Genomic DNA, 12,520 nt, shown 5'->3' with positions numbered 1-12,520 from the left:
GGCGCCTGGCTTTCGCGAGGTGTCCCGATGAACCAACTGCTCAGCTTGGCGATCGCCGCGTTCTACCGCGTGCTGGAAGCGGTGATGGTGCTGTGCATGGTCGTCATGCTCGTCACCGTCTTCGGCAATGTGGTGCTGCGGCTCGGCTTCAATACCGGTATCGACCTGTCCGACGAACTGCCGCGCTTCGCCTTTGTCTGGCTCACCTTCCTCGGCGCCATCGTCGGCCTGCACCGGCGGGCGCATCTGGGGGTCGACCTCGTGGTGCGCGCCCTGCCTCTGCTCGGCCGTAAGCTGTGCTGGGGCATCAGCCAGGCGATCATGCTCGTGTGCAGCCTGTACATGCTCTACGGCACCTGGCTGCAGCACGACATCATCGCCGGCAGTTCCTCGCCCGTCGCGCAGATCTCGACGCTGTGGGTCTATGGCGTGAGCTACATCACCTCGACCGCGATCGGCCTCATCTGCCTCGCCAACCTCGTTCGCCTCGCCTTCGGCCATGTCGCCGATGACGAGCTGATCGACGTCAATGAGGAGGGGATGTCCGAGATCCACGACATCGAGCATGAGCTCGCCGACCAGACCTCCCGCAAAGGGACAGTGTCATGATCGTCCTTATTTTCGTCGGTTCGCTGCTGGGCTTGATGGCGCTCGGCATGCCGGTCGCCTTCGCGCTGATCGGCTGCGGCCTCGCGATGATGTTCTATATGGGCATCACCGATCCGCAGATCATCATCCAGAACATGTGGGACGGCGCCAACAGCTTCCCGCTGCTCGCGGTGCCCTTCTTCATGCTCGCCGGCGAGTTCATGAATGCCGGCGGCATGACCCGGCGCATCATCACCATGGCGATGGCCTGGGTCGGCCATATCCGTGGCGGGCTGGGCTATGTCGCGGTCATGGCGGCGGTCATCATGGCGTCGCTCTCGGGCTCCGCTGTCGCCGACACGGCCGCGCTCGCCTCAGTGCTTGTGCCCCTGATGCGTAATTCCGGCTATGACGTGAACCGCTCCTGCGGCCTCATCGCCTGCGGCGGCATCATCGCCCCGGTCATCCCGCCCTCGATCGGCATGATCATCTTCGGCGTCGCCGGCGGCGTGTCGATCACCAAGCTGTTCATCGCCGGCATCGTGCCCGGCGTGCTCATGGGCATCGCCATCATGGTGGCGTGGCGCTGGTGCATCAAGCGCGACAATCCCCGCGTCGAGCCGCGGCGCTCGATGCGCGAGCGCCTGGTTGAGACCCGCGACGCCTTCTGGGCGCTGCTGCTGCCACTGGTCATCATCGGCGGCCTGAAGTTCGGCATCTTCACCCCCACCGAGGCGGCGGTCATCGCTGCGGTCTACTCGCTCTTCGTGGGCCTTTTCATCTACCGCGAGATCAAGCCGCGCGACCTGTTCCGCCTGATCTACCGGGCGGCGGAGACGACGGCGGTCATCATGTTCCTGGTGGCGGCGGCCGGCGTGTCGGCCTGGCTGATCACCACCGCCGACATTCCCCAGCAGCTCGCCATCTTCGTCGAGCCGTTCATGGACAGCCCGATCCTGCTGATGGCGATCCTGATGGTGCTGGTGTTCATCATCGGCACCGCGCTCGACTTCACCCCCACCGTGCTGATCCTCACCCCGGTGCTGATGCCTGTTGTGAAGCAGGCCGGCATCGACCCGGTCTATTTCGGCGTGCTGTTCATCATGAACAACGCGCTGGGCCTGGTCACGCCGCCGGTTGGCACCGTGCTCAACGTGGTCTGCGGCGTCGCCAAGGTGCCGATGAGCGGGGTGATACGGGGGGTGCTGCCCTTCCTGATCGCCCAGAGCTTCGTGATGTTCCTGCTGGTCGCCTTCCCGCAGATCGTCCTGTGGCCGCTGCACTGGATGACCCGGTGACGGCGAGCCCGTTCCTGCCCTCCTTTCTCTTCAAGGACTTGCCCACCATGCGTGCCATCGTCATCCATGCCCCGCACGATCTGCGCCTCGAGGTGCTGCCGGCCGCCGCGCCCGGCCCGCACGATGTCGTTGTGCAGATGGGGGCGGGGGGCATTTGCGGGTCGGACCTGCACTATTTCCACCAGGGCGGCTTCGGCGTGGTGCGCTTGCGCGAACCGATGGTGCTCGGCCATGAGGTGGCCGGCACGGTCAAGGCGGTCGGGGCGGGCGTGACCTCGGTCAAGGTCGGCGACAAGGTGGCGGTGAATCCCTCGGGGCCGTGCGGGCAGTGCGACTACTGCCAGCGTGGCCTGCGCAATCAGTGCCTCGACATGCGCTTTTACGGCAGCGCGATGCGCTTTCCCCATGTACAGGGAGCGTTCCGCGAGGAGATGACCGTGCCGGAAGCCCAGGCCGTGAAAGTCGCCGACGATGTCGACCTGTCGCTCGCCGCGCTGTGTGAGCCCTTCGCCGTGGCGCTGCACGCGGTGGCGCAGGCGGGCGATCTCGCGGGCAAGACCGTTCTGGTCTCCGGTTGCGGCCCGATCGGCTGCCTTGCCATCGCGGCGGCGCGGTTGGCGGGAGCGCGGGACATCATCGCCACCGACATCGCGCCGGAAGCCCTCGCCATCGCCGCCCGGCTCGGGGCGACGCGGTGCGTGGATGTCTCGGGCGGCACGGACGAACTGGCCGATCTCGCCCAGGACAAGGGCCGGGTCGACGCGGCGCTGGAATGCTCAGGCAATGGGCGTGCGCTGGTAAGCGCCATCGAACTGACCCGCCCGCGCGGCACCATCGTGCTGGTCGGGCTCGGCGGCGAGCTGCCCCTGCCGATGAATGCCATCGTCGCCAAGGAGCTGAACCTCTGCGGCAGCTTCCGCTTCGACGCGGAGTTCGCCCGCGCCGCCGAGCTGATCTCCACCGGCTGTGTCGACCTCGCGCCGCTGCTGACGGGCAGCTTCGCGATCGAGGAGGCGGACGCGGCGTTCGCGCTGGCCTCGGACCGACGGCGGGCGATGAAGGTGCAGTTCCGCTTCGGCGCGGCTTCGTGACGCTCATGCCGCGCGAGGTGCCTCCGGCCATCGTGGTGATGGGCGTTTCCGGCTGCGGCAAGTCCTCGGTCGGCCAGGCGCTTGCCGACAGGTTCGGCGCCGATTTCATCGAGGGCGACGCGCTCCACCCTCCCGCCAGCATCACCAAGATGGCCCGTGGCGAGCCGCTGGACGACGAGGATCGCCGTCCCTGGCTGGCGATGATCTGCCGGACGATCGCCGACAGCCGTGCCGCCGGGCGCGGGGTCGTGGTGTCCTGCTCGGCGCTGCGCCGCGCCTATCGCGACCAGCTCCGCACGGCCGGGCCGCTCGACATCGTGTTCCTCAGCGGTTCGCGGGCCGTGCTGGCCGAGCGCATGAGCCAGCGTGCCGGGCATTTCATGCCGCTCGCGCTTCTCGACAGCCAGCTCGCCACACTTGAAGTCCCCACTGGCGAAGCGGACGTGGTGACGGTCGACATTGATCGTCCGCTTGCCGATGTCATTGCCCGCGCAGGGGAGGCGATCCGCCAGGCGCAGGCCGGTCCCTCCGCGTTCGAACTGTCGGCCGGCAGGGACGCCTGAACCAAGTCGGGCGGCCGCCTGACAGGCCAATGAGAGAGCCAGCGCGCCCGTAGCGATGAGTTCCCCACGCGCGCGCCAAATGCTGTAACGTCGGCGCCGACACAGCCAACCCGCCCAACTCTCGCCTATCCGGAACCTCTCCCGAGGCTCCGGTTTATCTGACATGGCCCGTTCCGCCCCCTCATCCCTGGCGCGATGCCGGGCTGAAAGGCGATCATGCTGGCCCAACTCCGCGCGGTTTTCGACCGTCGTTCGTCCGCGCCCTGGAGCGACACGGCCCCTGTCCGGGAGGAGCTGTTCGGCGTCGAGCGGCTGGAGCAGCATGCTGAAAGCCTCGCGGCGGCACAGAAAGTGTCGCCCAATCCGCCGGTCGTCGTCCCCCTGCAAAGCCGCCTGAACGACAATGCCAGGGTGCTGCTGGCGGCCTATCGCGCCAGTGCCGCCGAACTGGAGGAGGGGAACGGGGTCGTGCCGGCGGCCGAGTGGCTGCTGGACAATTATCACCTCGTCGAGGAGCAGATCCGCGAGATCCGCGACGACCTGCCGCCGGGCTATTACCGCCAGTTGCCCAAGCTCGCCGCCGGTCCATTCGCCGGCTACCCTCGAGTCTTCGGCCTCGCCTGGGCGTTCGTCGCCCACACGGACAGCCATGTCGACCCGACCACTCTGAGGCGCTTTGTTGCCTCCTACCAAACCGTCGAGCCGCTCTCGATCGGCGAGCTCTGGGCGGTGGCGATCACGCTCCGGATCGTGCTGATCGAGAATCTGCGCCGGTTGACCGACCAGATCATGGTCGGACGCGAGGCGCGGGCACAAGCCGACGCTCTGGCCAACCGGGTGCTGGAGACCGGCTTCGCCGGTTTTTCGCTCGACAGCGATATCGTGGCGCGCTCGTGCGAGCCGTTGTCGGAACTGTTCGCGGCGCAACTGGCCAAGCGGCTGCGCGACCAGGATCCGCGCACCACGCCAGCGCTCGGATGGCTCGATGAGCGGCTCAAATTGCAAGAGACCTCGATCGACGAGGTGGTTCAGCACGCCCAGCAGAGGCAGGGGGCGTCGAATGTCACGGTGCGCAATGTCATCACCAGCATGCGCCTGATCTCCGATATCGACTGGGCCGAATGGTTCGAGAGCGTCAGCCTGGTCGACCAGACGCTGCGCGGCGCCAGCGGCTTCGATGCGATGGATTTCGCGACCCGCAATCTCTACCGCAGCGCCATTGAGCAGCTGGCGCGCGGCTCGACCGTCAGCGAATTGGAGGTCGCGCGCCGCGCCTTGAGCGCCAGCGCCTGCTGCACCCGTGCGGATGCCACGGCGATGCAGGGGGAGGAGAGCGCGCGTGATCCGGGTTATCATCTGATCGCCGGAGGTCGGCTCGCGCTGGAGACGAGCATCGGCTTCCGCCCGCCAGCGCGGCTGTGGATTTCGCGGCTCAACACGCCGCTCGGAGTCCATGGCTATGCCGTGGCGGTGCTGATCACTACGTTGACGCTGCTTGTGCTCGCCTATGCGTGGCTCGCCATTCCCGGCGGCTTCGCCGGCTGGCTGTTGCTGCTGGCGCCGCTCGCCTTCCTGCCGGCGTCGGATGCGGCGAGCGCGCTGGTCAACCGGGGCGTGGCGTATTCGTTCGGTGCCTCGCCCTTGCCGGGGCTGGAGCTCGCGGCCGGAATTCCCACCGAATTGCGCACGCTGGTGGTCGTGCCGACGCTCCTGACCAGCGAAGCCGATCTGCTGGAGCAGATCGAGCGGCTGGAAGTTCATTATCTCACTGGTTCCAGCGGCGATCTCGCCTTCGCGCTGCTGTCGGACGGCATGGATGCCGACCAGGAGAAGGTGGAGGGTGACGAGGCCCTGCTTGCCACCGCCACGGCGGCGATCGCGCAGCTGAATCGCCGCTACGGGCCGGCGCCATCAGGGCCTCGCTTCCTGCTGCTGCACCGCCATCGCGTCTGGAACGAAGGCGAAGGCAAATGGATGGGCTGGGAGCGCAAGCGCGGCAAGCTGCATGAGCTGAACCGGCTGCTGCGCGGCGCCACCAATACAAGCTTCATCGCGTTTCACGGCCAGCCGCCGCAGGTGCCGGCGGACGTGCGGTATGTCATCACGCTTGACGCCGATACCCGCCTTCCGCGCGATGCGGCGGTGCGGCTGGTCGGCAAGATGGCGCACCCGCTCAACCGGCCGCAATTCAGCGTCGCCGAGCAGCGCGTCGTGGGCGGCTACGCGATCCTGCAGCCGCGCGTGACGGCCTCGCTGCCGATCGGGCGCGATGGCTCGCTCTACCAGCGGGTCTATTCCGGCCCGGGCGGAATGGACCCCTATGCGGCCGCCGTGTCGGATGTCTATCAGGACATGTTCGGCGAGGGCTCCTATACCGGCAAGGGCATCTATGATGTCGATGCGTTCGAGGCCTCGCTCGCCGGGCGGATCAAGGAAAACGTACTGCTGAGCCATGATCTGTTCGAGGGCATTTATGCCCGCGCGGGTCTGGCGTCCGATGTCGAGGTGGTCGAGGATTTTCCCTCCCGCTATGACGTGATCGCCAAGCGCAAGCACCGGTGGACCCGGGGTGACTGGCAGTTGCTGCCCTGGGTGTTCGGCCTGCGGTCCGGCGCGCATGCGGTGCCGACGCTCGGCCGCTGGAAGATGCTGGACAATCTGCGCCGCTCGCTGGTGCTACCCTTCACCTTCGCCGCGCTGGGCGTCAGCTGGCTGGCGCCGGCACCGTGGAATGTCCATGCGGTGCTGGCGCTGATCGCGGCGATCGCGATCCCCGCCTTTCTGCCGGCGCTGTTCTCCATCGTGCCGCGCGGGGTCGGTATCCGGCTGCTCAGCCATGTGACGGCGCTGGCGGACGATCTGCGCATCGCGCTGCTGCAGACCGTGTTCACCTTCGCCTTTCTCCCCGATCAAAGCTGGCGCCTCGCCGATGCGGTGATCCGCACGCTCTTCCGGCTGTTCGTCAGTCATAGGCACCTGCTGGAATGGACCACGGCGGCGGTGGCCGGCGCTCAGCCGCGGCTCGATCTCATCGGCTTCTACCGCGAGATGCAGGGCGGTACCGTGCTGGGGCTGGCGATGACGCTCGGCGCCTTCGCCTGGGCGCCGGAATCATGGCCGGTGATCCTGCCCTTCGCCCTGCTGTGGCTGGCCGCGCCGGCGCTGGCCTTCTGGGCGAGCCGTTCGCCGCCGATCGCCAAGACGCTGGCGGTCTCGCCCAATGATGCCCACGCTCTTCGGCTGATCGCCCGCCGCACCTGGCGCTTCTTCGAGACGTTCGTCACCCCAGCCGAGAACATGCTGCCGCCGGACAATTTCCAGGAGGACCCCAAGCCGGTGGTCGCGCACCGCACGTCGCCGACCAATATGGGGCTCTACCTCATGTCCTCGGTGGCGGCGCGCGATTTCGGCTGGGCGGCGACGATGGAGACGGTCGAGCGACTGGAGGCGACGCTCTCGACCATGCAGCGCCTGGCGCGCTTCAAGGGGCACTTCTTCAACTGGTACGGCACGCGCGACCTGCGGGTGCTGGAGCCGGCCTATGTCTCCTCGGTCGACAGCGGCAATCTTGCCGGCCATCTTCTCGTCGTCGCCGTGGCCTGCGAGGAGTGGATCGACGTACCGCTCACGCATAAGGCGGAAGCCGGCATGGCGGATGCCATCGCGCTGGCCCGCGAGGCGCTCGGCACGACGCAGGTGATGGCGGCCGACGAGCGCGCCGGCCAGTTGGACGGCCTGTTCGTCGAGATCACCGCGCTGCTGCACGGCGGACAGGGGCTGGAGGCCTCGACGCCGACATTGATACGCCTCACCGAGAAAGCGTCGCGTCTGGCCGCCGACCTGGCGCCGACCGCGGACGAGAGCGGCGCGCCGGATCTGGTCTTCTGGACCGAGCGCCTGCGCGTTGCGGTGGCCGAGCACGAGCGTGACCGGCTCTACCTCGCCGATGCTCCCCGCACGCTGCGCAACCGCCTGCGCACCATCGCCCAGACCGCGCGCGACATGGCGCTGGCGATGGATTTCGCCTTCCTGCTCGATCCCGAACGCAAGCTGCTCTCCATCGGCTACAGCGTACCCGACAATTGCCTCGACCCGAGCTGCTACGATCTGCTGGCCTCGGAGGCCCGGCTCGCCAGCCTGTTCGCCATCGCCAAGGGCGACGCGCCCACACGGCACTGGTTCCGGCTCGGGCGCACGGCGACGCCGCTCGGCAGCGGTTCCGCGCTGGTGTCGTGGTCCGGCTCGATGTTCGAGTATCTGATGCCCTCGCTGGTGATGCGGGCGCCGACCGGCAGCCTGCTGGAACAGACCAACCGGCTGGTGGTGGCGCGCCAGCAGAGCTATGCGCGCGGGCTCGGCGTGCCCTGGGGCATCTCGGAATCCGCCTATAATGCGCGCGATCTCGAATTCACCTACCAGTACTCGAATTTCGGTGTGCCGGGCCTCGGCCTGAAGCGGGGCCTGTCGGACAATCTGGTGATCGCGCCTTATGCGACGGGGCTGGCGACCATGGTCGACCCCTCGGGGGCGCGGGAGAATTTTGCCCGGCTCGCCGCTATGGGGGCCGGCGGACGCTACGGCTTCTATGAGGCGCTGGACTTCACCCCTGCGCGCCGGCCCGCCGATGCCAGCGTCGCCATCGTGCGCAATTTCATGGCCCACCATCAGGGCATGACAATCGTCGCCATCGCCAATGTGCTGGGCGGCGGGCAGATGCGGGCGCGCTTCCATCGCGAGCCGATCATCCAGGCCAGCGAATTGCTGTTGCAGGAGCGCATGCCGCGCAACGTCATCGTCGCCTATCCCCGCGCCGAAGAGGTGAAGGCCTCCGCCAGGAGCGAGGCCAATGAGGCGCCGAATGTGCGTTGCCTCAAGCCACCTTCCGGTGGGGCGCCGGTGACGCATCTGCTCTCGAACGGCCGCTATGTGGTGATGGTGACGACCGCCGGCACTGGTTTCAGCCGCTGGCGCGACATCGCCGTGACCCGCTGGCGCGAGGATGCGACGCGCGACGTGCAAGGCTCGCACATCTTCCTGCGCGACAGCCAGAGCGGCGAACTATGGTCGGCCGGCGCCCAGCCGTTCGGCGTTGCCGCCGAGCACGACGACGTGGTGTTCTCCGAGGACCGCGCCGAATTCATCCACCGCAGCCCTTCGCTCATCACCACCATGGATCTGCTGGTCTCCGGCGAGGATGATGGCGAGGTGCGGCGCGTCTCGCTGACCAATAGCGGGCGGCGGGCGCGTGAGATCGAGCTCACCTCCTATGCCGAGCTGGTGCTCGCGACGCCGGCGACCGACAACGCGCATCCGGCCTTTGCCAAGATGTTTGTCGAGACCGAGCACCGCCCGGAATTCGGCGCGCTCATCGCCACCCGCCGGCGGCGCTCGCCGTACGAGGCGGAAATCTGGGCCGCGCATTTCGCCGTCATCGAGGGCGAGATGCTGGATCCGCCGCAATATGAGAGCGATCGCGCCCTTTTTCTCGGCCGCAACCGCGAGCCGGGCGAGGCCGCGGTCATCCGGGAAGGGGCGGCCCTTTCCAACACGGTTGGCACGGTGCTCGACCCAGTCTTTGCGCTGCGCCACCGGGTGAAGGTCCCCGCCGGCCGAACCGTGCGCGTGGCCTTCTGGACGCTGGTCGCGTCCTCGCGCGAGGAATTGCTCAATCTCGTCGACAAGCATCATGACCGCAATGCCTTCGAGCGGGCGAAGACACTGGCGTGGACGCAGGCGCAGGTGCAGCTGCGCCATCTCGACGTGAAGGCCGAGGAGGCCGCCGATTTCCAGCGCCTTGCCGCGCCGATCATCTATGCCGACGCCCGCTTCCGCGTGCCCTCCGACGTCATCGAGCGCGGCGCCGGGCCGCAATCCTCGCTCTGGCAATATTCGATCTCCGGCGATCTGCCGATCGTGCTGCTGCGCATCGACGATCTCGAGGACATGGCGCAGGTGCGCCAGCTTCTGCGCGCCCATGAATATTGGGGCATGAAGCGACTGGCGGTCGATCTGGTCATCCTCAACGAGCACGCCTCGTCCTATGTGCAGGATCTGCAGATCGCCATCGAGACGGCCGTGCGCTCAAGCCAGTCGCGCCCACGCTTCGGCGACGAGCAGGGGCAGGGCGCGGTGCATGTGCTGCGCACCGACATGATGAGCCTGGAAGGGCGCGGGCTGTTGCAATCGGTGGCCCGTGTCGTGCTCTCGGCGCGTCGGGGCACGATCGCCAACCAGCTAACCTATATTCCGGCCTTCCTGCCGCGTCCGGCGGCAGCACGGCGCCGCCGGACGATGGCGCCGGTGGTGGCGCCGTCGGAGCTGTCGCTGGAGTTCTTCAACGGGCTCGGCGGCTTCGACAAGAACGGCCGCGAATATGTCGTCCAGCTGAACGGCGAGGAGACCACCCCGGCGCCGTGGATCAATGTGATCGCCGGCAGCGGCTTTGGCTTCCAGGTTTCGGCGGACGGCAGCGGCTACACATGGGCGCAGAACAGCCGCGAAAACCAGCTGACCCAGTGGTCGAATGACCCGGTCGCCGACCCGATCGGCGAGGCCATCTATGTCCGGGACGAGGCGACCGGCGATGCCTGGAGCCCCACGGCGCTGCCCATTCGCGACGGTGGCAGCTATATCGCCCGCCACGGCTTCGGCTATTCCAGCTTTTCTCACGAAGCCAACGGTGTCGCGCTCGACCTGCTGCAGTATGTGCCGCTGGCCGACCCGATCAAGATCTCGCGCCTGACTCTGACCAACACGTCTGACCGGGTGCGCCGCCTCACGGTGACGGCCTATGTCGAGTGGGTGCTCGGCACGGTGCGCGGGGCCTCGGCGCCGTTCATCGCCACCGAGATGGATCTCGCCACCGGAGCGATGTTTGCCCGCAATTCATGGAGCGCGATCGGCAATGGGCGGGTCGCCTTCGCCGATCTCGGCGGGATGCAGACCGCCTGGACCGCCGACCGCACCGAGTTCCTCGGCCGCAAGGGCGACGTCGCGGCGCCGGCGGCGCTGATGGGCAAGGTGCCACTCTCCGGCAAGACCGGCGCCGGGCTGGACCCCTGCGCGGCGTTGCAGAGACTCGTCGTGCTGCAGCCCGGACAAAGCGTGGAGATCGTGGCGACGCTCGGCCAGTGCCGCACGGGAGACGAGGCGCGCGTGCTGATCGCCCGCTACCGCGCGACCAATCTCGATGCGGTGCTGAAGACCGTCACCGACCATTGGGAGCGGCTGCTCGGCGCGGTTGAGGTGAAGACGCCGGACCGCGCCACCGACATCATGCTGAATGGCTGGCTGCTGTACCAGACCATTGCCTGCCGCATCCGGGCACGTTCGGCCTTCTACCAGGCAAGCGGCGCCTATGGCTTCCGCGACCAGCTGCAGGACGGGATGGCGCTGAGTTTCGCGCAGCCGGAGGAGACCCGCCGCCATCTGCTGCGCGCCGCCGCCCGGCAGTTCGTCGAGGGCGACGTGCAGCATTGGTGGCTGCCGCATTCCGGCCAGGGCGTGCGCACCCGCATTTCCGACGACCGGGTCTGGCTGGCCTATGCCGCCGCCACCTATATCGCCGCCGCCGGCGACGCGGGCGTGCTGGACGAGCCGGTGGCGTTCCTCGAGGGGCCGCCGCTGCGGCCCGGCGAGCACGATGCGTTCTTCCAGCCGATGCCCTCGCAGGAGAGCGCCTCGCTGTTCGAGCACTGCGCGCGTGGGCTCGACCAATGCGTGGAACTCACCGGCGATCACGGCTTGCCGCTGATGGGCACCGGCGACTGGAACGACGGCATGAACCGGGTCGGGGAGGGCGGCAAGGGCGAGAGCGTGTGGCTCGGCTGGCTGTTCATCCGCACGGTCGAGATGTTCGCCCCGCTCGCCGAGGCGCGCGATCCCCTGCGTACCGGGCGCTGGCGTGCCCATGCCGCATCCGTGCGCGAGGCAATCGAGCGACACGCCTGGGACGGCGCCTGGTACCGCCGCGCTACCTATGATGACGGCTCCTGGCTCGGCTCCAGCGACAATGACGAGTGCCGCATCGATTCCATCGCCCAGTCCTGGGCGGTGCTGTCGGGTGCGGCCGATGCGAGCCGCGCGGCGCAGGCCATGGCCTCGCTGGAGCAGCATCTGGTCCGCCGCGAGGAGGGCATCGCGCTGCTGTTCACGCCGCCCTTCAAGAACACGCCGCGCGACCCCGGCTATATCAAGGGCTACCCGCCGGGCCTGCGCGAGAATGGCGGCCAGTACAGCCATGCCGCCATGTGGGCGATCCTCGCCTTCGCCAGGCTCGGGGACGGCACAAAGGCGCACGAGCTGTTCGCACTGCTCAACCCCATCAACCATGGCGGCTCGCCGGGCCAGGTCGCGACCTACAAGGTCGAGCCCTATGTGCTGGCCGCGGATGTCTATTCGGTTGCGCCCCATGCCGGGCGCGGCGGCTGGAGCTGGTACACCGGCTCGGCCGCCTGGATGTACCGCGCCGGCATCGAGGGCATTCTCGGCATCCGGAAAGACGGCGCGCATCTCACCGTATCGCCCTGCATTCCCGAGGACTGGCCGGGATTCGAGGCCCGGGTGACGATTGCCGGAACGGCTTACGAGATCGTGGTCGGGCCGGCGCAGGAAGGTCAGGCGAACGTCGGCGCGCGGCTGGACGGCGTCGCGGTGGAGCGCGTCGATGGCGCGTTTCGCGTGCCGCTGGACGGCACGGCGCATCGGCTGGTCATTGGCGGGCTTGGCACCTGACAGCGGTCCCAGCCGCTTGGGAAACGGTCGGTGTCGCTCAGCCGCGCGCCGGACGCTTGAAGAAGTAGTGCAGCACGAAATGCCCGGGGGAGACGACCGCGACGAGTTCCCATCCCTGCGCCCCCAGTTCCCCGAGCGCGGCGGAATCGAGGGTGGTTTCGACCACCAGATATTCCCATGTCATGGGTCATTCTCCGATTGTTGTGAGCATCGTTGAGCGAGGGGAGAAGCCGGCAAGCATGGCCAT

The 12,520-nt window shown here is 67.9% G+C and carries 6 protein-coding genes; 5 read left to right on the top strand and 1 reads right to left on the bottom strand.

What is annotated here, in order from left to right; all coding sequences use genetic code 11:
* Nucleotides 1-27 precede the first annotated feature (27 nt).
* The 5 genes from J2S76_RS02865 to J2S76_RS02845 all read left to right on the top strand — a co-directional run bounded on the left by J2S76_RS02865 (nt 28) and on the right by J2S76_RS02845 (nt 12,273).
* Complete coding sequence (locus J2S76_RS02865) at nt 28-609, top strand: TRAP transporter small permease (protein WP_307057329.1); 582 nt, start codon at nt 28-30, stop codon at nt 607-609.
* Nucleotides 606-1,886: a TRAP transporter large permease gene (locus J2S76_RS02860; protein WP_307057327.1), complete on the top strand. Its 1,281-nt coding sequence runs from the start codon at nt 606-608 to the stop codon at nt 1,884-1,886. Before J2S76_RS02865 ends, J2S76_RS02860 begins: the two co-directional genes overlap by 4 nt.
* Before the next feature lie 47 nt (nt 1,887-1,933).
* Nucleotides 1,934-2,977: an L-idonate 5-dehydrogenase gene (locus tag J2S76_RS02855; RefSeq protein ID WP_307057734.1), complete on the top strand. Its 1,044-nt coding sequence runs from the start codon at nt 1,934-1,936 to the stop codon at nt 2,975-2,977.
* 5 nt (nt 2,978-2,982) lie between these two features.
* Entirely contained in the window at nt 2,983-3,540 is a 558-nt protein-coding gene (locus J2S76_RS02850; protein ID WP_307057732.1) for a gluconokinase, read from the top strand.
* A 216-nt stretch (nt 3,541-3,756) separates the two neighbouring features.
* Nucleotides 3,757-12,273 carry a GH36-type glycosyl hydrolase domain-containing protein gene (locus J2S76_RS02845; protein WP_307057325.1) on the top strand — a complete coding sequence of 2,839 codons (8,517 nt, stop codon included), beginning with the start codon at nt 3,757-3,759 and terminating at the stop codon, nt 12,271-12,273.
* 37 nt (nt 12,274-12,310) lie between these two features.
* Here J2S76_RS02845 and J2S76_RS02840 read toward each other — a convergent pair whose 3' ends face one another.
* On the bottom strand, nt 12,311-12,457 hold the full coding sequence (locus J2S76_RS02840) for a hypothetical protein (RefSeq protein WP_307057323.1): 147 nt from the start codon (nt 12,455-12,457) through the stop codon (nt 12,311-12,313).
* Between the last annotated feature and the right edge of the window lie 63 nt (nt 12,458-12,520).

This window comes from Ancylobacter vacuolatus (assembly GCF_030813595.1).
In the GTDB taxonomy this organism is placed as follows: domain Bacteria; phylum Pseudomonadota; class Alphaproteobacteria; order Rhizobiales; family Xanthobacteraceae; genus Ancylobacter; species Ancylobacter vacuolatus.
This window is presented reverse-complemented; position numbering and strand designations above follow the sequence as displayed.

Excerpts from the sequence above, each read along its gene's own strand:
- J2S76_RS02865 (WP_307057329.1), top strand. The coding sequence starts at position 28 with ATGAACCAACTGCTCAGCTTGGCGATCGCCGCGTTCTACCGCGTGCTG.
- J2S76_RS02860 (WP_307057327.1), top strand. The coding sequence starts at position 606 with ATGATCGTCCTTATTTTCGTCGGTTCGCTGCTGGGCTTGATGGCGCTC.
- J2S76_RS02855 (WP_307057734.1), top strand. The coding sequence starts at position 1,934 with ATGCGTGCCATCGTCATCCATGCCCCGCACGATCTGCGCCTCGAGGTG.
- J2S76_RS02850 (WP_307057732.1), top strand. The coding sequence starts at position 2,983 with ATGCCGCGCGAGGTGCCTCCGGCCATCGTGGTGATGGGCGTTTCCGGC.
- J2S76_RS02845 (WP_307057325.1), top strand. The coding sequence starts at position 3,757 with ATGCTGGCCCAACTCCGCGCGGTTTTCGACCGTCGTTCGTCCGCGCCC.
- J2S76_RS02840 (WP_307057323.1), bottom strand. The coding sequence starts at position 12,457 with ATGACATGGGAATATCTGGTGGTCGAAACCACCCTCGATTCCGCCGCG.